Origin of the sequence: Pseudoalteromonas sp. 2CM37A (genome assembly GCF_023161885.1) — a bacterium.
GTDB classification, from domain to species: domain Bacteria; phylum Pseudomonadota; class Gammaproteobacteria; order Enterobacterales; family Alteromonadaceae; genus Pseudoalteromonas; species Pseudoalteromonas atlantica.
The window spans coordinates 489,141-513,272 of record NZ_JALNTJ010000001.1 but is presented as its reverse complement, the minus strand read 5'-3'; the positions used below and the strand labels follow the sequence as shown (position 1 = coordinate 513,272).

At 36.2% G+C, this 24,132-nt stretch carries 22 protein-coding genes; 18 read left to right on the top strand and 4 right to left on the bottom strand.

The genetic code is table 11. From position 1 onward, the window contains the following. Nucleotides 1-98: 98 nt before the first annotated feature. The 18 genes from MTF68_RS02255 (at nucleotide 99) to MTF68_RS02170 (ending at nucleotide 19,655) form a co-directional block, all read left to right on the top strand. Entirely contained in the window at nucleotides 99-638 is a 540-nt protein-coding gene (locus MTF68_RS02255) for a tetratricopeptide repeat protein (RefSeq protein ID WP_096041687.1), read from the top strand. Between the two features lie 4 nt (nucleotides 639-642). Beyond that, on the top strand, nucleotides 643-1,164 hold the full coding sequence (locus tag MTF68_RS02250) for a hypothetical protein (protein ID WP_096041688.1): 522 nt from the start codon (nucleotides 643-645) through the stop codon (nucleotides 1,162-1,164). Nucleotides 1,165-1,229: 65 nt separating this feature from the next. Further along, entirely contained in the window at nucleotides 1,230-1,787 is a 558-nt protein-coding gene (locus MTF68_RS02245; RefSeq protein WP_248461541.1) for a hypothetical protein, read from the top strand. A gap of 121 nt (nucleotides 1,788-1,908) precedes the next feature. Then, nucleotides 1,909-2,385, top strand: coding sequence for a hypothetical protein (locus MTF68_RS02240; protein ID WP_248461539.1), 477 nt, complete (start codon nucleotides 1,909-1,911; stop codon nucleotides 2,383-2,385). 2 nt (nucleotides 2,386-2,387) lie between these two features. Then, nucleotides 2,388-3,083 (top strand): hypothetical protein, encoded by a 696-nt coding sequence (locus MTF68_RS02235; protein WP_248461537.1) that lies wholly within the window; start codon nucleotides 2,388-2,390, stop codon nucleotides 3,081-3,083. Nucleotides 3,084-3,389: 306 nt separating this feature from the next. Further along, nucleotides 3,390-4,901, top strand: coding sequence for an OmpA family protein (locus MTF68_RS02230; RefSeq protein ID WP_248461536.1), 1,512 nt, complete (start codon nucleotides 3,390-3,392; stop codon nucleotides 4,899-4,901). Nucleotides 4,902-5,148: 247 nt separating this feature from the next. Next, entirely contained in the window at nucleotides 5,149-6,699 is a 1,551-nt protein-coding gene (locus MTF68_RS02225; RefSeq protein ID WP_248461534.1) for an IPT/TIG domain-containing protein, read from the top strand. Between the two features lie 29 nt (nucleotides 6,700-6,728). Then, nucleotides 6,729-7,196 carry a hypothetical protein gene (locus MTF68_RS02220; RefSeq protein WP_096041694.1) on the top strand — a complete coding sequence of 156 codons (468 nt, stop codon included), beginning with the start codon at nucleotides 6,729-6,731 and terminating at the stop codon, nucleotides 7,194-7,196. A gap of 77 nt (nucleotides 7,197-7,273) precedes the next feature. Next, complete coding sequence (locus tag MTF68_RS02215) at nucleotides 7,274-7,993, top strand: hypothetical protein (protein WP_096041695.1); 720 nt, start codon at nucleotides 7,274-7,276, stop codon at nucleotides 7,991-7,993. Between the two features lie 94 nt (nucleotides 7,994-8,087). Further along, nucleotides 8,088-8,270 carry a hypothetical protein gene (locus tag MTF68_RS02210; protein WP_157742997.1) on the top strand — a complete coding sequence of 61 codons (183 nt, stop codon included), beginning with the start codon at nucleotides 8,088-8,090 and terminating at the stop codon, nucleotides 8,268-8,270. Nucleotides 8,271-8,426: 156 nt separating this feature from the next. Continuing rightward, on the top strand, nucleotides 8,427-10,463 hold the full coding sequence (locus tag MTF68_RS02205) for a hypothetical protein (protein ID WP_248461532.1): 2,037 nt from the start codon (nucleotides 8,427-8,429) through the stop codon (nucleotides 10,461-10,463). A gap of 80 nt (nucleotides 10,464-10,543) precedes the next feature. Then, nucleotides 10,544-10,981: a hypothetical protein gene (locus MTF68_RS02200; protein WP_248461530.1), complete on the top strand. Its 438-nt coding sequence runs from the start codon at nucleotides 10,544-10,546 to the stop codon at nucleotides 10,979-10,981. Nucleotides 10,982-11,215: 234 nt separating this feature from the next. Then, a complete protein-coding gene (locus MTF68_RS02195) occupies nucleotides 11,216-13,210 on the top strand; it encodes a hypothetical protein (protein ID WP_248461528.1) in 1,995 nt (664 codons plus the stop codon). Nucleotides 13,211-13,229: 19 nt separating this feature from the next. Next, nucleotides 13,230-13,655: a hypothetical protein gene (locus MTF68_RS02190; RefSeq protein ID WP_248461526.1), complete on the top strand. Its 426-nt coding sequence runs from the start codon at nucleotides 13,230-13,232 to the stop codon at nucleotides 13,653-13,655. Beyond that, on the top strand, nucleotides 13,652-14,089 hold the full coding sequence (locus MTF68_RS02185; RefSeq protein ID WP_096041701.1) for a hypothetical protein: 438 nt from the start codon (nucleotides 13,652-13,654) through the stop codon (nucleotides 14,087-14,089). The genes MTF68_RS02190 and MTF68_RS02185 overlap by 4 nt, the downstream gene beginning before the upstream one ends. A 79-nt stretch (nucleotides 14,090-14,168) precedes the next feature. After that, a complete protein-coding gene (locus MTF68_RS02180) occupies nucleotides 14,169-15,332 on the top strand; it encodes a hypothetical protein (protein ID WP_248461524.1) in 1,164 nt (387 codons plus the stop codon). Between the two features lie 89 nt (nucleotides 15,333-15,421). Next, nucleotides 15,422-16,216 (top strand): hypothetical protein, encoded by a 795-nt coding sequence (locus tag MTF68_RS02175; protein WP_248442284.1) that lies wholly within the window; start codon nucleotides 15,422-15,424, stop codon nucleotides 16,214-16,216. A 382-nt stretch (nucleotides 16,217-16,598) separates the two neighbouring features. Further along, nucleotides 16,599-19,655 carry an ATP-binding protein gene (locus MTF68_RS02170; RefSeq protein ID WP_248461523.1) on the top strand — a complete coding sequence of 1,019 codons (3,057 nt, stop codon included), beginning with the start codon at nucleotides 16,599-16,601 and terminating at the stop codon, nucleotides 19,653-19,655. Nucleotides 19,656-19,672: 17 nt separating this feature from the next. Here MTF68_RS02170 and MTF68_RS02165 read toward each other — a convergent pair whose 3' ends face one another. The 4 genes from MTF68_RS02165 to MTF68_RS02150 all read right to left on the bottom strand — a co-directional run bounded on the left by MTF68_RS02165 (nucleotide 19,673) and on the right by MTF68_RS02150 (nucleotide 24,123). Then, nucleotides 19,673-20,512, bottom strand: a complete 840-nt coding sequence (locus MTF68_RS02165; protein WP_029773612.1) for a UDP-2,3-diacylglucosamine diphosphatase — start codon at nucleotides 20,510-20,512, stop codon at nucleotides 19,673-19,675. Nucleotides 20,513-20,741: 229 nt separating this feature from the next. Next, the gene (locus tag MTF68_RS02160; RefSeq protein WP_248461522.1) at nucleotides 20,742-22,466 is read right to left on the bottom strand and encodes a proline--tRNA ligase; all 1,725 of its coding nucleotides are present in this window, start codon (nucleotides 22,464-22,466) and stop codon (nucleotides 20,742-20,744) included. A gap of 90 nt (nucleotides 22,467-22,556) precedes the next feature. Continuing rightward, the gene (tsaA, locus tag MTF68_RS02155; protein WP_029773613.1) at nucleotides 22,557-23,261 is read right to left on the bottom strand and encodes a tRNA (N6-threonylcarbamoyladenosine(37)-N6)-methyltransferase TrmO; all 705 of its coding nucleotides are present in this window, start codon (nucleotides 23,259-23,261) and stop codon (nucleotides 22,557-22,559) included. A 292-nt stretch (nucleotides 23,262-23,553) separates the two neighbouring features. Next, nucleotides 23,554-24,123: an outer membrane beta-barrel protein gene (locus tag MTF68_RS02150; protein ID WP_248461521.1), complete on the bottom strand. Its 570-nt coding sequence runs from the start codon at nucleotides 24,121-24,123 to the stop codon at nucleotides 23,554-23,556. Between the last annotated feature and the right edge of the window lie 9 nt (nucleotides 24,124-24,132).

Below are 24,132 nucleotides of genomic sequence, written 5' to 3'. Positions count from 1 at the left end.
GTTTATAAAACACGTTAACAGTGCACAGAGTACTGTTATTAAATAAAATTATTGGGAGTGCGGGCCTTTATTGCTCGCTTACTATAAGGACTATACAGATGAAAAAACTACCATTAGCGATTGTACTTGGCTTAGCCAGCGCTATAGCATCGCTTGAACTACAAGCAGATACCGATAAATCGCTATACGCAACGGTTTCAACCGAAGAGCAGCGCAATGTTGACATACAGCTTGGCAAAGCAAAACAAGGAGATGCTGAAGCGATGGCGAGAGTAGGTCGGCTTTATGCACAAAGCTCTGGTAGGGAGTACCCTCAAGACTTTGATAAGGCACGCTACTGGTTAGACAAAGCTATTGAACAGGGTAATACTAGCGCTTTTTACTATTACGCAAAGTTATATGAAAAGGGAACGTTTGGTAAAAAAGACCCTGTTAAAGCGTTTGAGTATTATCAACAAGGTGCCGAGGCTGGAAACATGACTGCTATGTACTTTGTATATGAGGGCTACCGAGATGGAAAAGGAGTTACGGCAGACCAAGAAAAAGCTCAACACGTGTTGGATGAGTGCGCAGAAAAGGGCGGGTCACTGTGTTCTGACTTGAAAAGGGTTTTAGGTAACTTAAATAAAAACAAATAATATTATGCTATTGAATAATGAAAAACTTAAACAGAGTTTGGCTGCTTACTCCCACATATTTGATAAGGTAAGCGATAAGAATCACATAGCATTTAAAACCAAAGCAACGGGTCTCGCTAGTAACTTAGGGGTTATATTTGCTGTGTTGGCGCTAGGTGCAAGTACACAAAGTTTATCTTTAACATTTTACGCATGGGCAACGGCGGTGTTTGTATGTTTATCACTTTTATTGCTTAGTGCCAAAGTGTTACTGGTATTTACAACTGCAAGCAAAGGTTGTTATTACAGTATTTCAATACTCGGTATAAAGCACAAACAACATGCTTATTTACATAGTAAAGGGTTTACCGTTGAGCCCGATACTGATTTACAAAATAAGTGGCGGTTAGTAGTTGCCAATCAACGCTATTTATTAAATAGCCGAAGCGATGCTGAGTCACTGGCTTTAATGTTAGCTTTAATTTTAAACACAAATGCTTTCATTAAAACGCACAGTGGTGCAAACCCTGAGCTAATAACTAAATAAAACTATCAAAATAATAAGGACATTTTTAAGATGAAACCATTTCTAAACGACCCTGCGCCAGTTTTATGGCGAATAAAAGATTACGCCAAGCTTACACTGCCTTTTTTTGCGCTGTTTTTATTTGCAAATATACTGAGGTTATTATGAAGCCAAAGTCCCGTAAATCAGCAGATGGCACCTTTTATATTTACAAAGATATGGGGATGTTTAGAGTTACAGGTTTTGTTATTGGACTTATTTGTATTGCTCAATTTGCATTTTCTTACGATAAAGCCGATTTTAACCTATTTGCGTGGGTATGTGTTTCTACATTGTGTTGGCATTTGCTTTTTTTAAAGTCGCGCTTAAGTGTGCCACCAAATAATAGTGTGCTTGAATTTAAATCCAGTTCACTTTACCCAATTAGGACTGTTCATTATCAATTGAAGGATATCACAAGTGTAATAGCCACTCGCCACCCTATAAAAAAAGAGTTTTTTCAATATCAAGTTGAGTTTGAAAATTTATCTAGGGTTACTTTAGGTTACAGTCGCGCACATAAAAATGTTAGAAATATCGCAAAAGAGCTAGCTGAGCATATTAATAAGCCTTTTGTAGATGATATTAGAAATTTTTTTGATTGATACGCTAAAAATTTATAAACAGATAACCTATTAAACAGAAAAGTGCACAGTGCCTATGGTGTACTTATAAACTCAGCAAATGAGTAAAATGCATACAAATCGAAAGTTAAAGGAGAAAACTATGAAAAAAATCGCTTTTATTACACTGGCTCAATCATTACTTTTATCATTTACGGCAAGTGCCGTTGACTACAGCATCCCAATCGAAAATTGTAAAAAATCAGTAGATATCGTTTTAAATCAAGATTATGAGCTTTTCAAGCTGGTTTATGCACCGCTATCTAAAGATATGGACCAAAGTATTGTAAAAGGTATGTTAGCTCGTAAGCATGCTAATTACACAAAAAAACAGTATTTGGGTATCCATAACTTTACAATCGTTGGTACTGAGGTGCTTGAGGATGCTAAAAATAGTATAATTAAAAGAACACAAAGGAATGCATTGAAGTATGGTTATACTGACGAGCTGTGGGTTAATTATACATTTAAGACATCAAAGGTTTTTGGTAAAAAGGAAGACAACGTAACAATAAAAGGGAAATGTAAGTTTGGGCAAGTCGATGGTAAGTGGCTCATGGTCAACTTATTAAGAAGCTAAATATGACTAATAAAGAACAACCAACCAGTCTAGACGATAAAAAATGGTTTAAAAATGTTCACTTTAAAGAGCAAGATACCTTATGCCCAACGAGTGAAATTAAACTTCCTTTATTGCGTTTATTATGTCATTTGTCTTTTCCAATAGAGTTATTATTTAGCGCAACTTTAATTACGCTTTCATTGTTAGCCGGACTTTGGTTAGTTGACAGCTATAGCTTAGCTAGCTTAGTTGTTTATTTACCGCTTCTTATTGGTACCCTATTTTTAAAACGTATTCTTATATGGCGCAAGTTTGGGTTTAGTTCAAAACACGTGATGACCATAAGTAAAGATAAAATTAAAGTTAACCCATTTATAAATGATTCATTAAAACAAAGCAGACTATTCAAAAGGGATGAAATCGAGTCGGTATTATTTAATTACAGTTTTATTACTCATGTGTCTGATACACAAATTCAAGTAAATGCTGCGCTAAATAGGGCTTTTATAAACCTTAAAACAGGCGAAAACATTGAGTTGAACGTTAACCGAGTGGGGTTGTTTAATGTTTTGTATTTGTTGTATTACTTTGATTACCCATTAATTTATAAAAAATCATTTGAAGGAGGGGGCTCTAGTATCGGCTATATATTCTTACGCGTTTCTGGCATTGTAGCTAACTTTCCTATAATAGCGATGTATTTCTTTGAGTTTTAAGTAAGTAACTAATATTGGAGCGCTTCAAAATCGCTGTGGAAACTAGTTAAATAGGCTAGGTAACTTAACAGGTTTCATGCCGTGTTAAAACCTAGCTCTAATTAAGTTAATATGAGAACTTAATTAAAAAATGGCTAGCGGATATGAGTGGCTTTTCAAAGCCAATTGCATTGGCTTTGTAATATAAAAAAATACCCATGCATACTAATATGTTAAGTTTTAATTTACGAGTTAAAGTATTAGAATATTTAACGTTTTCTAAATAAACTAATTTTTAGAGCCGAACCTATAAAAAAAGGAATTTTAATGAACAATAAAGTTATAAAAATACTCCAAATATTTATAATTTATCTAATTGGTGTATCAAGTGTACAAGCAAAGCCATTATTGTCACCGTATCCAAAAGCAAAGCTAGATAATTCAGTTACTCTAGCGGGTGAAGAAACTCAGTTAATGACAAAGTTTGATCCTAATGCAGAAAAATCTAAGCAGTTTGAGTTTACAAAATTGATTGGTGATACAGCTCATTACGCATATGAGATAAAAAATGTAGCTTCGTTAAAGGTTACAAAAAACTATGAAAACGCCTTAAAAGATGCGGGCTTTGAGGTAATTTACAGATGCTCTTTAAACGAGTGTAATTCAGGCGACAGTCGAAGAGATAGACAGCGATTAGGTAACCGAGCTGGCTATTTCAACCCAGGTAACCATTTCCACAAACCTCATTATATTTTTGCTACAAAAGGAGGTGACGAACTTAAAGCCGCAATTTCATTATTCGTAGGACAACATGAAAATAAAACAAGAGTGCTATTAACCTCTGTGGATATAAAAGACATTGAAACAGGCCTTATCTCAGCTGATTTTAATGCATTCAAAAAACAAAATGACACAAAAACAACAAAACCCCCTCGCAAAGATAAAGGTGGGTCGGCTGACCACCCGTTAATCAGTCGTTACCCTAGCAGTTACATTGAAGATTACAAACAAGTAGATTATGAAGAATTTAGCATTCCTATTGGTATTGCTGATAAAAAGACCAGAAAGCTTCCAATGCTTGATGTAGTAGGCGATTTAACACAAATTACTTATGTTGTGAAAAATGTGTCAACTATTAAAATTTATCACAATTATTTAAGCGCGCTAATAAAGGAAGGATTTGAAACTGTTTTCACTTGCCAGAAAAGTGCCTGTAGTAATAATACACGAAGTAGATTAATTCGTGAGGACTTAATCAAATTGGGCGATATCCTTGCATTAAAAGGTGTTAACAATTATTGGCGTCAACCTCGTTACCAAGTTATGAAAAGCACATTTGAGGGGCAGACTACTTACGTAGCGTTTTTCATAGGCAACTTTGAAGGTGACTCTCGTATTCAGCTTTTTGTTATGAGAACCGAGCCACTAATAACGGGGTTAATAGAAACAAATAGCGATAAAGTACTAGAACAACTAAAGCAAAAGGGCAAAGCGTCTATTTATGGTGTACTGTTTGACTATGATAAAGCAGTTATAAAACCTGAATCTAAGCAATCTTTAGATGTGATTGCCCAGGTTCTTGAAAAAAATAAAAAATTGAGTTTATATGTTGTTGGGCATACAGACGACAAAGGATCTGCAGAATATAATCTAGACCTTTCTAAACGCAGAGCTAATGCGGTAGTTAAAACGTTAATCGCTGATTATGGCATTGCCAAAACAAGGTTAATCCCTCAAGGTGTTGGGCCTTATTCTCCGGCAGCGACTAATAAAAATGAGCTAGGGCGCGAGCTTAACCGTCGTGTTGAGTTAGTTGAAAGGCTGTCTGATGCAAATTAATGTATTTTAAAAATATAATATAACCAACTTAGTTAATGCTAAAAAGCTAAGTTGGTAATTTTTCAATGCTAAAAATAAAGATAGATAACATTTTCGCTAGTTGGAAAACAGCCACGCGCACTATGCTAATCTTAAGGATGTGTAAAGTAAGTATTTATTATATAAGTACTTAATACACATCTTTTTTAGCTTTTAGCGTTATCAGCACTAAATTATAAAAATTGGATAATTAAACAAGGATGGACTCTTGAAAACACCACTAATATATCTTTCGCTTTTAAGTGTTAGCTGTGCTTTTTGCACGCTAACCTATACACCAAATTCACATGCAAAAAATATTCAGCCAACCACCCATATAGGTACATGGCAAAATAAAGATGAAGACGGTGATGGTGTGCCTGATGAGCAAGATGACTATCCGTTTGATGCGGATAAAACCCAATACCCTGTTTATTTTGAAAAAGAACCTAACGATAACCCATCTGTTGCAACTGCAGTAAAGCTTGGTAAAGGTTTTAAAGTTAAGGGCGTTATTTCATCAAGAACAGACAAAGGTGATTTATATGGTTTTAACGTTGATGATGGAACTATGGTCACTGCTGTATTTGAAAGTGCAGCTAAACGATTTGACCCGCAAGTTTATGTTTCAGACTCAGAAGGCAGAGTAATTAGTAAGTATGTTATTAGTGAATATAAGAAATTGGGAAAACATATTGTTAATTTTCATATGTTTGAGGCGGGTCGTTATCAACTAAGTGTAATGGATAATAATTACGGTGGTGGCCCTGATTTAACCTACAGTATGGTTTTATTTTATGACGAAGATGTAGATGCTTTTGATGATGAGAAGGAACGTGCATTTGGCAGTAACCTTATTAAGAATGACCAAGATCAAGATGGTATTTTAGATGGTTTAGAGCACGTTTTATTAAATAGTAGTACTGACATAGACTTTGATGGTGATGGAATACCGAATTGGCAAGATGTCGACTCTGACGATGACTCCTTCACTGATAAAATAGAAGGCATTGAAGATTTAGATAAAGATGGCTTCCCAAATTATATAGACCGTGATGCTGATGGTAATACCATAGATGATGAACTGGAAATTGGTGATTTTAACCATTCACTTGATTTTGATGATGATGGAAAATTAGATCACTTAGATTTAGATGATGACGACGATTTAATATTAGATATTTACGATACGCAACGTCGTAAAAAATCTAAAACTGTTAAATTAACAGGGCCTAATCAAAATCGTTTACTTGTGCGCTGGGTTTATAATATGTCCTTTGAGGGGCACTCTATTCGAGATTTTATTAGAGCTGGGGATAAAGTAGAGTTTGAAGTAGATGGCTTACCAGCAGATGCAAAAAATTTGGTCCTTGTTTTTCAATATCCTGATGAACTTATTAACTTAAAACCTACCATAGCTAGAATTGAAGGGAGCAAAACATATATAAGTATAGAGCTGCCAAGTAAGATAGGCGAGGCTTATGTATATTTAGCTCATGATGAGGTTATTAGTGATGCCCAACCAATTGAAGTTAATAAGAGCAAATCCCCACTTTTAAAACCTGAAAAGCGAAGTATCAGTGCTGGAGAAACAATTACTTTTATAGGTGAAAATTTTAATGAGCAGACGGTTGTTCATTTTAAAAATGTGACTGTTAATAGCATTTATATAGATGAAAAAACCATTAAAGTTAAAACGCCACGTCAACTAAGTGGCTGGCGTTACTGGGCAAGTAATCAGTTTGGAAAAAGTAACGCGGTTAGCTTTTCAATCGAATAGGTCAGGCCCTAATGTTTTAAGGATAAATAATGAATAAATACCTAATTCCATTGTCGTTATTAGCAAGCTTTACATGCCACGCAAAGCTTGATTTAACAATCCCAAAAGAAAACTGTTTTAAAGCAGTAGAAATAGTAAAAAATAAAGATGAGCAGCTATTTAAGCAGCTGTTTACACCCGTTGACCATATCCCTAATGCTGATAAGGAAATTACAAAACTCGTTGACAGTACACATAAAAAATACTATGAAAAAGAGTACGATGGTATTAGAAACTTTCGTCTTGTCGAATCAAAGCTTGTTAACTACTCTGAGGACACTAAGTATAGTGTTGTAGAAGAAACGTATGAAAGATGGGGATATACAGAGCAAGCATTTATATATTACAAATTTGATGCCTATGATAAAAGACTTAAAGAGCAGCGCACAGTGTATAATAAATGCCGTTTTGGTCTTAAAGACGGTAAGTGGTATATGGTAAATTTACTGCAAGATTAGTTCGTGCTTGTTAAAACTAGAAGAGCATGTAATTGATATTACATGCTCTTTTTTATAATTTACTGTTGAGATTATTAATGCAAAGCGAAAAGTTAGATATACAATTAGATGACAAGTTTTGGTTTAAGCTCGTAAATTTACCAGAAAAAGACGCCCTGACCCCCACGAGTAAAATCACTATGCCGGTAGTGACTAAATTATTTAGGCTAAATTTAGGCATTGAGTTTTTATTTGCAATCGCATTGTTAGCGCTTGCATTGTATAGCCATGTTTGGGTTGAAGAGGACTGGGTTAGCGGGTTGTTTTATATATATATTCCTTTATTCCTAGGACTATGTTTTTTACGAAAGGTGTTAATTTGGCAAAGGTATGGCTTTAATTACAAAGCCGCGTTTGAAGTAAGTAAAGATGAATTAACCATCGTTACCGAGCCATTATCTAAACAGCAACACATAACTATGGCTAAAGCCGATATAGATTACATACAATTTAGCTACGGGTATATGCGCTCAAACGGGCAAGGCTATCAAGAAAAACGATCGCACATTTCCCAAGCGGTTGTGGTTTTAAAAAACAATGAACGCTATACAATTAAGCCAAATACCATCGCAACATTAAACTTGCTTTATCTGTGCATTTATTTTGACTACCCCGTGAGTTACAAATATGGCCTTACTGATGGCGGTGGCAGTATTATGTTTATTTTGATGCGAGTTATGTCAATGGGTGGGAATTTTGTAATGATAGGTCTCTACTTATATTGGCTAGGGGCAGGGTACTTGAAATCAATTTTTTAGCTCAAGCAGAAATTTTCAACATAAATCATTATGTAAAAAGTGTTCATAAGCACACAAAGTTTAAAACAAAGGGAATGTGATGATTAAAGGATTTGTGAGTATCATTTTAATTGCCGTACTGGGAATTACGTTATTAAATATAGGACTGTACCGGTTTGCAATTCAGCCTGAATCTCTACAAACAATGACCTATGGGTTAATGTGTATTGGCGGACTTTTAAGTATGTACGGTTTGCTCGCTATGTTTTATGAAGGGCTTACTAAAAAGGCATATTAAATCTTTAGGGTGTATAAGCTGTAGGCTTTAATTCACTTAAAGTATATACAGTTGATTGCTCTAATTATCATTTTTGATTAAATTGCATACTTTATATAAATTAGGTACAGTTTATAACTGTAAATGCTTTATGGATAAACCAACAAGGATGGATTCTTGAAAATACCCCTATTTTACCTTTCATTGTTAAGTGTTAGCTGTGCTATTAGCTCGGTAACATATACAACACACGTTCAAGCAAAAACAGTTAAATCATCCGCACATATTGGTACATGGCAAAACAATGACGAAGACGGTGATGGTGTGCCTGATGAGCACGATGATTACCCGTTTGATGCAACTAAAACTACAATGTCGGTTGTTCAAGAACAAGAGTTTAATAATAACGTTGGCCAAGCAAACCCTGTTGGGAATATCCCTTTTGCTGTTGAGGGGGTTATTTCACTTTCATCTGATATAGATGACTTTAAATTTACTGTTACTGAGGCTGATGTGCAAAGCGGTAAGTCAATGAGTTTTATTGTATTAGAGGAGTCTTCGCGGTTTCATCCTCAGCTTGGTATTTTCAAAAATAATGGTCAAGTAGTTGAACATATCGAATTAGCTATTGATAGAGTTGCGCCACTTGGCGCAGCTATTGCTTTCAATCCTAAACAAAGTGGGGAATATAACCTGTCAGTACTTGATCGAAATGGTAATCATGCTGATGATTTTAAATATCAAGCATTCGGTTTTATTGATACAGATAAAGATGCAATACCCGATAACAAAGAGCAAGCACTTAAACTAAATTATAAAATTCAGGATTCAGATCGAGATGGCATTGCAGATGGTAATGAATATTGGGTATTTAGTAGTAAAAATGTATTTGCGCATGACGTAGATGGAGACTCAGTACCTAATTGGCTAGATGACGACTCCGATGGCGATGGCATACCTGATACTTTAGAGGGCACTGCTGATCTTGATACTGATCAGTTACCTGCATTCGTTGATTTAGACAGCGATAATAACATTATTAGTGATAGGGACGAACAAGCTCAGAGTAATGGCACTTTAATTGATACAAATAGAAATGGAATCCCAGATTACATTGATATAGACGATGATGGTGATGCAGTTTTTGATGTGAATGACGAAGAGCCAAAAAAATTCCTTACTTACACTAGCGCAGAAAGTGATTCAGCAATAACGTTAGCATCAATCTACTATGAACTTTCAGACTCAATATCGCTTCCCAATAAAGGAAGAGTTTTTAGACCTCTAATTATTAAAGGCGAAAATTTCCCTGAAAAAGGTGGTTTTGTTGTAATATCAAAAGGGGATGAGCGCCTTCCCGTTGTTAATATGCCCATTACGCAAGCTACAAACACTTCAATAAGCATCGTAATACCTAATTATGAAAAAATTGCATTGGAAGGTGAAGAGCTTACATTATTTATTACCAAAGATAATATCCGTAGCAATGACTTAACATTCCAGCTTTTACATCCCAAAACGCCTCTAATAAAGTCGATATCGACATCTCAAGCAGTACCTGGCGAACAAATCCAAATTGAAGGTGAAAGCATTAACGATTTGGCTAAAGTTGTAATGGGAGAAGGTAAGTATGAAGCCGACTGGGTATCAAACAGCCTTGCAGTATTTGTGCTCCCTGATGAAGCAGCAAGTGGTTCATTTTATTTACAAAACGTTTATGGCAAAAGTAATTCCATGTACATCAATATTGATAATCAAAGGGAAGTAACACTCGACTTGAACCTCCCAGCCGCATACCACGATTTGCAAGGGGAAGTAACTGTAATACCACAAGGGGCTAAGTACTCACAATTATCATTTGTTGATGGGCAAGCGTTTAGCTTTAATAAAGAAGGCTCTACAGTCTCAATTTGGTATGACGGGATTGCTATTTTATCAGCTGGTGTTGTGGGCAATGAAAGCGCGCTGTCGCTAAGTTTGCAAAGCACAGCTGAGGAGTATGTTTTGAAACCTTTTTTTGTTTCTGCAAGTCAATCTAAACGATTGGAAGCATTAAGAAACTTACGTTCATTAGAAGAGTATGATGAGTATTTAGCGTATTTTACAAAAGGTGTAGAAGAGGATTTTAGAGTGTTTTTTTCTCCAAAAAACTACAAGCTATCCATGAAAATGCTCAAGCTTAGAAACAAAGTAAAAGCGATGTCTTATGAATAAAAAAGCTTATGATGATAGATATAATTTAACTTGCGTGAGCAAAATTCAATCAACCGAATATAAACATAATGGATTAAATAATGTTTAAAAAAATGCTTATCTCTTTACCCTTGTTATTTAGCTGTGCACATGCGTTAGCGGCTAAGCCGAATGTTGAGTTTAATGCTAAAAATAACCAAGCAGATATTTTTATAGAAAAATGCCAGTTATGGCGAAATGCAATGCGCGACGATAATAAAGAGGTTATGTGGAGCTTTGTAGAGGAAAAATATAAAGGTACGCTTAAACCTAAAATGGCTAAGAAAATGGAAAAAGTGGCTTCTAGTCATCGGCGAGCTCTAGATGAAGCTGGCTCGTACTTTAAACGCGCTGAATATTTATCCAGTGAAGTGCCAAATGATGTCGCCCAAGTTATTATCAAGTGGGATAATGGTGGTACTACTAGGAATATTGGTGCTGTAGATAGCTGTGTGTTTGAGCTGTTGCCTGGCACAACAAAATGGGTGTTAGATATATAGCTAACTAGGCATTAATTAAAAGTTGACTTTGTCATAATAAATCAGCGATATGTATCGCTGGTTTTATTTTTTAAAATTTAGTGAAGGCCCGCGCATAAATACTAACTAAATTTTAGTATTATTAAATAGTATAACTTTAAAGCTAAATTATGGATTACTAAACAGGATGGACTCTTGAAACTACCTCTATTTTACCTCTCATTATTGAGCTTTAGCAGCGTTTTTAGCTCGCTAATGTTTATAACACCATTAAACGCAAAAACTATTAAACCAACTATTCATATAGGTACATGGCAAAACAAAGATGAAGACGGTGATGGCGTGCCAGATGAGCACGATGATTACCCGTTTGATGCAACTAAAACCACAATGTCGGTTGTTCAAGAACAAGAGTTTAATAATAACGTTGGCCAAGCAAACCCTGTTGGGAATATACCTTTTAAAGCGGCGGGGGTTATTGCTAAAAATGTAGATATAGATGATTTTAAATTTAATATCCCCAGCTCAATGCTATTTGAAGACTTATCAGTGACGTTTATACTTTTTAAAGATGATTCACGTTTTACACCGTCTTTAACGATTATTAATAATAATGGCGATGTTATTTCTTCTATACCAACAAACATTGAACACGTTGGTAAAGTCGGTCAGGTTATTACTTTTTCACCTAAGCAAGCAGGTGAATATAATTTAAGTATTACTGATAGAAACAACTTAGGTGCAGATAGCTTTACATATACGGTACATGCATTTATTGATATAGATAAAGACGCAGTTCCCACAAACAAAGAGCTTGCTTTGGGAATGAACCACCTTGGGCAACATACAGATGCTGATAAAATACCCGATGGAAATGAGTACCATATTTATACAGCTAACTTTATCTTTAGTCATGATGTCGACAATGATGGTACTCCAAACTGGCTTGATTTAGACAGTGATGATGATGGCATTAATGATGCTATAGAACAAACCTACGATTTAGATGGTGATAAAAAACCAGCCTTTATAGACTTAGACAGTGACAATAATGCAGTTTTAGATTCAGATGAATTAAACTTAGTTGAATTTATCCGTTATGATCTTGATGGTGATGGCATCCCTAATTTTTTAGATACTGACGACGATGGCGACTTTTTGTTTGATGAAAATGACACTCAGCCACTAGAAAAACTAATTGGTATAAATAACTTATACCCATCAAATACACCAGTCATTAGCTCTGCAACATACTCTCATAGTGACTTGGCGGTATTTATTAACAAAGTTAGGCCGTTTTTTCCTGCTAATTTAAATGCAGAAAACCTAAAAGGTGATGCGGCACATTTGGTAATATTAAAAGGGGATGATAAACAGCCGGTCGTTAATTTACCAGTGACGATTACATCAGAGAATAAAATTGAATTTGTTATACCTAATTATCCAAAGGTAGCGTTGGGCGGAGAACCCATTACATTTTTTCTAGCTATAGATGGCTATAAAACCAACAGTATTGATGCCACGTTACTGCATCCAAAAACACCAGTTATTACAGGCATTCCGACTAAAAATGTAGTCGAAGGCGATAAAGTATTAATAACTGGTGCAAATTTAGAAAGTGGTACTGCATTAGTTTTTGCAGATGGCCCAACAATTCAGTTGGATTATATAGATGATACTAATGCTAGTTTTATTGTGCCTAGTGATGTTGGTACAGGCTGGTTTAGCTTACAAAATGTATATGGTGAAAGTAACTATTCAAGTATCAAAAAAGAACACGGTATATCCCTAAAGGTTGTCATGCCTGATTACTTACATATTAAGGGGCCTTTTTATGTAGATAATTTAGACGGCGAGTTTTATGGCATTAATGCCTTTAATAACAAACAGGTACAAATAAGCTCAACCACTGATTATATTTCTCTTTATTACAAAGATGGCATTCGATTATTCCAAAGTTACATAGCCGATGATAGTCAAATAGAGCTAAGTGTTGATAGTACGCTTAAATCTTTTGTTTTACGTGCTTTTGCATATCAAAACAAAGTTGAGAATGTGCAACAGTTAAAAAATAAAATAAGTGATTTAGTATCATACAAAGAGTTTAAATACTGGTATGAAGAAAATTTAAGGCAAGAGTCGATTGACGCATTTTTAAAAGATGACTCTTATAGCATTATTGGTAAAGCCACAGCAGTAGCCGATGATCTTTATAAAAAACTAAAAAGTGAACGTAAAAATAATAATTAAGAGTGAATAAGGGAACGTTATGTTAAAAAAAACCATGTGTGTATTGCTTGGTTCATTAGTTTTGCAAGGGTGTGTAGACTCCCACTTAGTGACGGGGGTTATTGAAGATTCAATTAAGTTTGAATCTGGCGATAGCATGTTAATCTATGATGTAAGCATTGAGGGTAGTAAGCATAGCTGCACAATGCTATTGGCTGTAATGGGAGAGGACTTATGGGCGCTAGAAAACGAAGATACCTTATTAGGGGGGTTAGCATGTATTGATAAAGAGGGTCGAATTTTATCTGGTCCTCCGGAAGTAGATGGTTTTACTTGGAAACCAGTAGAGGGCGGTTTTGAATTTACTATGAACGCGACTGCTACAGAGCAAAATAATAAAAGTGAAAAACTTAATATTTACACAACGTCCCCCTTATTTGTTCCGTTAACAAAGGATTTGAAATGAAATCACAATTAATAGCGCTTTCTAGCATCATATTTTTAAGCACAGCAGCTTTTGCTGATGAATCTAACGTAAATTTGCCAGCCAAGGATAATCAAGATCCATTATTTATAAAAAAATGCGAAGAATTTAGACAAGCAAAAGCTGATAAAGACATTGATACTTTGATGACTTTTGTACCAAAGCATTTTAAAGATACGGAAGACGAAAAAAAACGAGCTATTGCATATTTGAGTAAAGAAGCTGAGAAGTTTCAGGAGTATGCACAAGATCCTAATTTTGAGATTACCTCTATTAAAATATCTACTAAAGCACCTAAAAAAAATGCATCCGTTAGGATTGAAGCTAAATCAGGTGATAAACGTAGTTACTCTACGGGTTGTGCTTTTGAAAAAACAAAAGCTGACGGTTGGATAATCATTGTTGCGTCTAGTTAATAGCTTTTCGACTACTTTAAGTATTTATATATTATGAGAGTATGTAACTAAGCATACTTTTTTATTCAAAGAGGGAATTTTGGCTAATTCAATTATATTAAAATCACTATTAGAAACGATTAAATGGCTATTCATTTGGCTAACAGTAGCAGGGCTTGTGCTAGGTGTTTTAAGTCAAGGCTTTATTTTTGATACAAGCGATGGGCTTGATGTTTTATTAATTATTGTGCTTTTGATGTTTCAACACCGATTAAAATTTGATGAACACAATAATCAAATTGATGTAAAGTTGGGGGCTTATTTTTTTAAGAAAGAAATCTTCACGTATAGTCACCACACCATTGATATGAACAGTATAAACACAATATCGTTTAGAGCAGATAAAGCTGTAAATATCATAGATATTAATTACACTTCAGCAGAAGGTAAATTGAGCACTTATACGTTTAGGTGTTTCAAGCAAGACAAACAAGCACAGTTAGTGGTGAGTAAGCTGTCAACCGTTGAGCGCGTTTATGCAGCTAAACGTGAAGAGGCCGAGGCTGAAAAAACAAACTCAACAACGGTGAACAAATTTACAAAAATATTTCCGCAACATACTATTTTAGGTAATGCGGAGGCTAAAAATAATATTCCCATACTTAGGTGTGCGCTACCGCTCCCTGATAGTAAGAAAAGCTTAGTTCATTTTGTCGTCGTGTGTTTTGCTTTGCTTACACTATTTATTGCTTATTCATCACAAAATTGGAAATCATCTTTTGCATTTTTAGTAATAACTTATGTAAGTTATCACTTTGCTAGGGTTATTGTTTGTAATAAATACTATTTTATAAAAACAGCGCCTCTAAGCTCCATTATAGTAAATGGTGACGAGCTTTATTTACCCGCACTATTATTTACTGATAAAACACCGCGTACATTAACTAAGCAGGATATTATTAGCATTGAGGCTAAATGGAATTACAACTACGATTCAATTGATGACTCTATTGGCAGAACTACAAAAAGGTCACACTTAATATCGCTTGTTTTTAATACCACAAAAGGGCAGAGCATTTCGCTGACGCACTGGAGTGTTGATAGTGAAGCCCTAGTATATTCGTTATTAAAATACCAATACCCAGTTTCATTAGATAGAGCAAGCGAAATGGTTTACCCATTTAAGCGGCACGTAGGATTATTCGTTTTATTATTCATACTCATTATACTTGTTATGAACCTAGAAAAAGTTATATCTATTTAATCTAATAGGTACTTTATTACATGCGCTGATAACAGCTTAATATAGCGTGTTATATCGCTTTTTAGCTCCTAAGTTTTAAGGATGAAATTTTGAAAAATATTGTTAAGTTAATAGTTTTTATCACTGTGGTTTTTTGTGGTTATGCACATGCGCAAAATAGCCTAACACTTAATTATCAAGTCACTAAAGAGTTAAATCATTTCGCACATATTAAAATAAAGGTCACCGATAAATACCTTCGTACAGATTATATTTTGCCAAATAAAACCTTTACAGAAATGACCATTAAAGATGATGGCCAATATATTCTAGATCATCAAAAAAACATTGCTTACAGAACTGATTACTCAGTTACGTATAAGCGCGCAGAGGATGCTTTAAAAGGAATGCTGCAATACGCTCCAGGATTTACCAAAGAGCAAATTTATGAAATGAGCTTAGATCCTAAAAATGACCCTAATAATTACATTGCTTATGAAAAGGAAGGAGATAACTTATTTGTAGGATATTTAGATGGTGATAAAGTAAAAACAGTTAAAATAAGTGCATTCCCAAATCAATTTATATCATCTACTGAATATACTTGGCTGTTAAAACGAGCAAAAGAAGATACTTATTTTGGAAAAGCGTTGGTTGGTTTTTTAGACGTGCCTTTAATAGACTTTATGCGCAAATTTAAATACGACACAGGTCAATTACCGACGGAAATCACATTGCACAATGAAGGAAAAGCTGTTTTTTTAAAGACAGTTAGTAACGATGGCATAGATCAAGACGATCTTGAAATAGAGTCTAAGTTTATAATTAAAGACATAACACATGAATCGATTCAATTTTTGAATAATTTAAAGAATATCGCCAAAGAAACAGGGGTAATAGAATGAAAAACTTCACTGTAATAATTATTTCATCTTTAATAGCTTTATTTATATTGAGCTATGGCCTTTTTTCGATGACTCTAGACTCTGATTCGAGCCCATTAATCAACTATATCTGTATTGGAGGAGGGTTTACCTTTTGTGTGGTTATAGCGATATTTGTTGTAAAAGAAGGTTTGCATAACCAGAAGACTCCTAAGTAGCTCCTTGATTGAGCGCTTGTTCATCTTGGGTTAACTCTTTGAGGTGGTTATTTGTTTTGTCTAATACATTAGTACTTTAATTATTAAAAATATTAAAGTTAATAACGATAAGTAGTTAGTTTTGGGCTCCTTTTTAGCTTTTAATACTCTATACTGTAGCGAGTAAAATCTGTTGGTGAAGGTTAATGTTAGAAAGGAATGTATTTATAACAGCAGCAAAAGGTAATAAATTATTACTGGTTGCCATTATTGTTTTTTTAGTTATTGCATTGCCTTCGGTGTATGTGTTTGAAAAAAAAGTGCGCGCAGAGATATATAACGATGCACGTAGTGAACTCAATCGTGAGCTTGAAACAAAAGCCGCGTCTTTAAAAAATCATTTAAACGACAGTATTACCGCTATTCGCTTTTTAAACGCCACTCCACCTATTCAAGGTATATCTAGAGCGACCGACAATCAATTAATCGACCCACTATTACAAACTCCAATTGCTGTATGGCAAGACCGCCTTGCTGATATTTTTAGCGGGTTTATGCAAACCGACGATTCTATTTTGCAAGCACGTTACATTATGCTTGCTGAAAATGGCCAAGAGATAGTACGTGTAGACCGCTTTTTAGGTGACATAATTAGGCTAGAGGGCGCGCAACTGCAAAAAAAAGGCGGGCGAGACTACGTACTTAAAGCCAGTATGCTTGATGAAAAAAGCGTGTATATATCGCCTATTAACTACAACCGCGAAAACGGTGAAATACAAAAACCCTTTGTGAGTACATACCGCGTAGCTAAGCCTGTTTTTGATCATTTAAAGCAAGTGTTTGCAATTTTAGTGACAAACTACTCCGCAGATAAGTTATTTGAAAGTTTAACGTTTGAACTTCCACCTGGGATTAATATTTATTTGCTTAATAATGAAAGCGAATTTTTATACCACCCAAACCCTGATTTACGGTTTGGCTTTGAATTTAACCAAGCCAAAACCTGGAGCGATGAATTTAGCCCCACACAAAACATGAACTCTCACGAAACATTGTTAATAGGTGATGCGCCAAAACAGTACTTTTTAAATAAACGAGTAAGTTTTGAAGGCGATATTGCCATGCTGCCGTTAGAGATGGCCGTTTCTATTGATTCTGAAACCTTGTTGGAACGCGTTGCAAAAAGGCGCGAAAGTTTTATTGCCATCACCGCCACATTTTTTACTATATTTATAATTATAACGCTGTTATATCAGCGTTATATTAATCGCAAGCTGCTTATACACTCTTTAACAGAGCAAAATAATAAAGTGATTGAAAATTCACTCGACGCTATTTTTACCATAGACAGTGATGAAACTATTATTCATTGTAATCAAACGGCTAAAAAAGTTTTTGCAAGTAGGCTAGGAAATGACAACACCCGCTTTAGTAACTTATTTACCCTTGCAGATGAAGATAAAAACTGCATTAGTGAAACCATAGAGCATGGCTCTAAAATGCCATTTGAAGCGGTTTATACTGGTGATGATGGCAATAAAGAATATTATTCAATCACGCTGACCAGCGTATTTGATGTATTTAGCAATCGTTATCAGGTTGCTGCTATTTTGCGTAATATCAGCTCGTTAAAGCAAACTCAATCACAGTTACAGGGTTTAAATAGCACGTTAGAGTTAAAGGTATCTCAGCGTACTGTTGAACTTGAGCGAGCGATTGACCAAGCCCTTGCCGCAAGCCAAGCAAAAAGTGACTTTGTAGCCAATATTTCCCACGAAATACGCACACCCATGAACGGTGTTTTAGGTATGCTTGAAATGCTTAAAGAAGACAGCCTCACTGAGCAACAGCAACACTATTTAAAATTAGCCAATAGCAGTGCACATTCGTTAATGAGTTTAATTAACGATATTTTAGATTTTTCTAAAATTGAAGCGGGTAAACTAGATATTGATAATCACTCGTTTGATGTTATCTCTGTCTGTAGCGATATGATTAATTCAATTGCGCTGCAGGGCCAACGTAAAGGGCTAGAGGTCTTTTTAAATACCCAAAACGTGGTTGATAGAATGGTTATTGGTGATAGCCATCGCCTTAAGCAAATTTTAATTAATTTAATAAATAATGCGTTTAAGTTTACGCATAAAGGCGAAGTAAGTTTAACCTTAAACTCTAAATACATTACCGACAGTAAAATTTTAATGAGCTTTATAATTAAAGACACCGGTATTGGTATTGCCCCTGAAAACATCGATAAACTGTTCGATGTGTTTACCCAAGAAGATTCAAGCACTACGCGCCATTTTGGTGGCACCGGTTTAGGGTTATCTATATGTAAAAAATTGGCGCAATTAATGGGCGGTAATATCACCGTTAGCAGTGAAAAGGGCGTAGGCAGCACCTTTATTGCCACGGTAGAGTTACATGTGGCGCAACAGCAAAAACTTAATACCGGCATTGAGCTTTCTAAAGAAATCAGTGTAGCGGCGCTTATTGCTCGCGATAACGTATTTAAAAATGTATGCGGATTATTAACTCAAACCTGTAAAATTCAGCCAAGCCATATTACAAGGCTCGACTACTTTAGTGAACACAGCGAATTTGATGCCGATTTACTGATTATTGATGACGAACACCCGCAAGTTAATGCGCTAATAAGCTACTGCGAAAAGGCAGATAAAAAATATGTGCTTATATTGCGAGACATGGTGGTTAATAAGCAATCTAAAAAGGTGTTTCCTGAGCATAGCCACATTTTGCACAAACCACTTACGCAAGATCAATTTACCTATAAGCTAGGCAGTATTTTTGGCGCTAATAATGAGTTTGTTTTAACCGCGCCTAAACAAGCAAACGACATAGAGCCAGAGCCTGAGTTGTCTAAGTATCATGTATTATTGGTTGACGACAACATGATTAACATTGAGGTAGCGAAAGCTATTTTAAAACGCACAGGGATAAAAATTACCTGTGCAAGTGATGGTATAGAAGCACTCTCTGCCCTTAAATTTAATCAAGAGCAACCGTTTGACTTAATTTTAATGGATTGCCAAATGCCTAATCTAGATGGCTACGATACCACCAGCGAAATAAGAAATGCTAAAGCTGGGGTTGAGTATATTAGCATTCCAATTATTGCCATGACCGCAAGTGCAATGGAAGGCGATAGAGAGCGTTGCATTACCGCCGGCATGAATGATTATATTACCAAGCCAATAAAGCCTAAAACACTTAAAAATAGGCTACTAACCTGGTTAAACTAAATGGGCTAAGTCAGCAGTTACGCTGCTGACTTACTTGGTTTGGTATCAGTTTGAATAGGTTTAACTAAGCTGGTTACATCGGCTGTATCAAGTACTTTTTGCGTATCAGACCAATGCAACAGCTCTATTTTACCGTTTGGTTGCTCAACTAATGCGGTACAGCTTTCAATCCAATCACCATCATTACAATACACTATGCCATCTACTACTTTAATTTTAGGGTGATGGATGTGTCCGCAAATAATGCCATCGACTTTTTGTTTTTTTGCCTCATGTATAGCGGCATCTTCAAAAGCGGCAATGGCTTCACGGGCTTTATGTACGCGTGCTTTTATCCATGCAGCAAGCGAATAGTAGTTACCGCCAAACACTTTACGAACTCGGTTAGTCCAACGATTTAAAAACAGCAGTAAGTCGTAACCTGCATCGCCTGCAATACTTATGAGCTTGTTGTAGCGGGTTGCCGAGTCAAAGTCATCACCGTGGATCAGTAAAAAGCGCTTATTGGCTTTTGTGGTATGGATAAACTGCTGGTGGACTTCTACACCAAATAAAGTTTGATTTATGTAGTGGCGAAAGGTCTCGTCGTGGTTACCAGGTATGTATATTACACGGGTGCCATCAAGGGCTTTTTGTTGAATACAACTAAGCACTTGGTAGTGAGATGGGTGCCAATAAAAACTGCGCTTCATCGACCATAAATCAACAATATCACCCACTAAATAAAGCGTATCGCATTCAATTGAGTTTAAAAAATCTAATAAGTAGTCAGCTCTACAGTCTTTATACCCTAAATGTACATCCGATATCCAAACGGCTGGATAATGTTGTTTTTTACGCTGTTGATTGTTTGTCATGCCCGTCATCCATAGTGTAATAATTAAACACTGTAGATAAATCTAATGACACTTATGAGACACTTTAGCGAAGCCTCCATGACAATTTATATCAAACCAGCTAATTAAAGTTTATTGTTATGGAAAGGAGATTAGGTGACTAGCTTTTATATATATTACCATTAAACGCGCATAAAAAAGGCCGCATGTTTAAATGCGGCCTTATAGTTTGTTTTAAGCGTAGGTGTTATTAACCTTTAACAGCCGCTTTTATAGTCTCTATTGCGGTGCCTAAATCAACCATTAACTTTTCACCGGTACGGCGATTTTTAAGCTCAACCTTATTTTCATCAAGATTACGCTCACCAATCACTAAAGTATAAGGTACACCCATTAATTCCATGTCGTTAAACATAACGCCAGGGCGCTCTTTACGATCATCAAATAAAACATCTAAGCCTGCATCTTTTAAACCTTGGTATAGATTATTAGCAATATCAGGAATACGATGCGACTTATGCATGTTCATTGGCACAATAGCTAAATCAAATGGGGCAATAGATTGTGGCCAAATAATACCGTAATCATCATTATTTTGTTCAATAGCCGCTGCCACAATGCGCGAAACACCAATACCGTAACAACCCATAGTCATTACTTGGTTTTTACCCGACTCGCTCAGTACGCCTGCTTTCATGGCTTCTGAGTACTTAGTACCAAGTTGGAAAATATGACCAACTTCAATACCGCGTTTAATTTGTAAAGTACCTTGCCCACACGGGCTCGGATCGCCTTCAACAATGTTACGAATATCAGCAACTTGATATTCTTTAACATCACGATCCCAGTTAATTCCGCTAAAGTGCTCGTCATCTTTATTAGCACCGGCAACAAAATCTGCCATTACATTAGCGGTTCTGTCTACAATAATTGGCATTGTTAAACCCACAGGGCCAAGTGAACCAGGCTTTGCACCAATTGCTGCAACAATGTCAGCCTCAGTGGCCATTTCAAGTGGAGAGTCTACAAGAGGGTGCTTTTCAGCCTTTAATTCGTTTAACTCGTGATCGCCACGTATTACAAGCGCAACTAAACCACGTTGTTCGTTTTCATCTGGCGTACCGTAAACAATTAATGTTTTAACACCGCGGTGTGGTTTAACGCCGTAGTGCTTTTTAAGCTCGCTAATTGTTTTAGCATCTGGTGTAGGAAACGCTTTAAGCTCTTTAGATGGCTCAGGACGACTTTGAGTGGGTGCTAACGCTTCTGCTTTTTCGATGTTAGCTGCATAATCGCTTGCATCACTAAAGGCAATTGCGTCTTCACCTGATTCAGCAAGTACATGAAACTCATGTGATAAGCTACCACCAATAGAGCCTGTATCAGCAAGTACTGGGCGGTATTCTAGGTTTAAGCGTTCAAAAATATTACAGTACGCTTTGTGCATTACTTTATATGTGGCATCTAAACACGCTTCACTTAAATGAAATGAATACGCGTCTTTCATTGTAAATTCACGTGCACGCATTACACCAAAGCGTGGGCGTCTTTCATCGCGCACTTTAGTTTGTACTTGGTACAAAGTAACAGGCAGTTGTTTATAGCTGCTAATCTCTTTACGAACAAAATCTGTAATTACTTCTTCATGCGTAGGACCTAGCGCAAACTCACGGTTATGGCGGTCATTAAAGCGAACAAGTTCAGGACCAAATTGCTCCCAACGGCCAGACTCTTGCCATAAATCAGCAGGTTGAATAACCGGCATCAACATTTCTATTGCGCCTGCTTTATCCATTTCTTCACGAACAATATTTTCTACTTTACGAAGCACGCGTAAACCAGAGGGTAACCATGTATATAAACCCGAAGCGACGCGACGGATCATACCGGCTCTAAGCATTAATTGATGCGAAACAATTTCAGCATCTGATGGCGTTTCTTTAAGTGTTGCGAGTATATATTGACTGGTACGCATGATTTTTCCGAAATTAAGTAATATGTTCTATTTAATAGGGCGCTAAGTTTACCAGCGCTTGCTTTTACACTAAAGCGCTAACTGCACTTTTTAGTTATTTTCTATACTTGTTACTAAGTTATGCTCGCCGTTAACCTGCCAGCGTATATTATAATTATACAGTGTCATACCATAACTTTGCTCGCCTTGTTTTTGTTTTTTATAGGCGGGGCGTGGGTCTTGTTTTAGTACATTAGCAATAAAATCTTCAAGCTCAGGGTAGTGTGTTTGCTTGGCAATAAAATCAATTGCCTCGGGTGAAAACGCGACACTCATTTGTGTTTCTGGTCGGGTATCGGCAAAACCGGCACTGGCGTCGTGCATTGCATCTGAATACGGTAAGTAAGGCTTTATGTCCACAATAGGCGTGCCATCGAGTAAATCAATACCAGCAAGCAGTAAACTAAGTTGGCCGTTTTTATACTCAACACCTTCAAGTTTTACAGCGCTCATCCCAATGGCGTTGGGTCTAAATGTGGCGCGCGTTGCAAAAACACCTTTGCGCTCATTGCCGCCTAAACGTGGTGGGCGTACCATAGCTGAATACCCTTTATCGGCGGTTTCATGAAACCTAAATAACAGCCAAATATGGCTAAATTCTTCAATGCCTCGCACAAATTCTTCACGATTAAACTCAGCAGTAAAAATAAGTTTGGCTTTAGCTTGAGGCACTAAACGTGGTTGCCTAGGTATTGCAAACTTTTGTTTATAAGGGGATTGAATGTGGCCAACAGCCGAAATGCTATAATCGCTCATAATGCTCAGTTAACTAAAAAATAGGGCGCTATTCTACCTCTATTTAGTATTTATAGCAGTACAGTTAATGCGTTATATTTTAGACTAGCTGGTTTAATTGGGTATTAGACTAAGTGGTTTAAAATGTAGTAATTAGTGTTTATACCAATTTGCTAAATTAAGTGGAGTTATTTTGAGGCTGGAGCGACACGTTTAGCCCCGCAAAATGATTAGCTATTATTACGGATGGGTATTATTTATAAGCAACAAAAAGGTGAGCACATGGCTCACCTTTAAGTGTTTTAAATGCTAATTAAAACATGTATTGAATTGATACAGATGCAACATCCATTTCTGGGTCGATTTCATCATCTAGTTCGTAGCGTTCGTACTCTAAGCGCATTTGAACATTGCTAGAAAACGCGTATTGAATACCTGCGCCGTAAAACACGTCGCCGCCGTCTTGTGATGCTGAAATGCTACCAACAGGAAGCTCTTGCTCTACATCTGCATCCCATTCAAACCAACCACCTTTAGCATATACTGAAAAGCTTTCAGAAAGCGGAGCCGCTAAAATAGCTGATAATGACACACCATCAACTTCTGCTTTGCTGTCGATGTCGCTCACTTCATCAAAGTTTTGATAAGCTAACTCAACGCTAAAGTGTTCGTTAAATTGTGTACCAATGTAACCTTTTAGCATTTGTGCATCGTCATCAAATTCAGTGTCGTTTTCGCTGTCTTCAAATTCAAATGAGTATTGGCCATAACCAACACCTGTATAAATGCGAGGAGAATCAAAATCCGTAATGTCAGCGTGTGCTGCAGAGTTAAAACCCAGTGTTGCTAAAGCAATTGCAGAAAGAGAAAGTGTTTTAATCATTGTATAGCT

Bases quoted from the DNA above. Each gene is read 5' to 3' on its own strand.
- MTF68_RS02235 (WP_248461537.1), top strand. From the start codon at position 2,388: ATGACTAATAAAGAACAACCAACCAGTCTAGACGATAAAAAATGGTTT.
- MTF68_RS02240 (WP_248461539.1), top strand. From the start codon at position 1,909: ATGAAAAAAATCGCTTTTATTACACTGGCTCAATCATTACTTTTATCA.
- MTF68_RS02170 (WP_248461523.1), top strand. From the start codon at position 16,599: ATGTTAGAAAGGAATGTATTTATAACAGCAGCAAAAGGTAATAAATTA.
- MTF68_RS02230 (WP_248461536.1), top strand. From the start codon at position 3,390: ATGAACAATAAAGTTATAAAAATACTCCAAATATTTATAATTTATCTA.
- MTF68_RS02215 (WP_096041695.1), top strand. From the start codon at position 7,274: ATGCAAAGCGAAAAGTTAGATATACAATTAGATGACAAGTTTTGGTTT.
- MTF68_RS02165 (WP_029773612.1), bottom strand. From the start codon at position 20,512: ATGACAAACAATCAACAGCGTAAAAAACAACATTATCCAGCCGTTTGG.
- MTF68_RS02160 (WP_248461522.1), bottom strand. From the start codon at position 22,466: ATGCGTACCAGTCAATATATACTCGCAACACTTAAAGAAACGCCATCA.
- MTF68_RS02185 (WP_096041701.1), top strand. From the start codon at position 13,652: ATGAAATCACAATTAATAGCGCTTTCTAGCATCATATTTTTAAGCACA.
- MTF68_RS02245 (WP_248461541.1), top strand. From the start codon at position 1,230: ATGGCGAATAAAAGATTACGCCAAGCTTACACTGCCTTTTTTTGCGCT.
- tsaA (WP_029773613.1), bottom strand. From the start codon at position 23,261: ATGAGCGATTATAGCATTTCGGCTGTTGGCCACATTCAATCCCCTTAT.
- MTF68_RS02200 (WP_248461530.1), top strand. From the start codon at position 10,544: ATGTTTAAAAAAATGCTTATCTCTTTACCCTTGTTATTTAGCTGTGCA.
- MTF68_RS02255 (WP_096041687.1), top strand. From the start codon at position 99: ATGAAAAAACTACCATTAGCGATTGTACTTGGCTTAGCCAGCGCTATA.
- MTF68_RS02220 (WP_096041694.1), top strand. From the start codon at position 6,729: ATGAATAAATACCTAATTCCATTGTCGTTATTAGCAAGCTTTACATGC.
- MTF68_RS02150 (WP_248461521.1), bottom strand. From the start codon at position 24,123: ATGATTAAAACACTTTCTCTTTCTGCAATTGCTTTAGCAACACTGGGT.
- MTF68_RS02195 (WP_248461528.1), top strand. From the start codon at position 11,216: ATGTTTATAACACCATTAAACGCAAAAACTATTAAACCAACTATTCAT.
- MTF68_RS02250 (WP_096041688.1), top strand. From the start codon at position 643: ATGCTATTGAATAATGAAAAACTTAAACAGAGTTTGGCTGCTTACTCC.
- MTF68_RS02190 (WP_248461526.1), top strand. From the start codon at position 13,230: ATGTTAAAAAAAACCATGTGTGTATTGCTTGGTTCATTAGTTTTGCAA.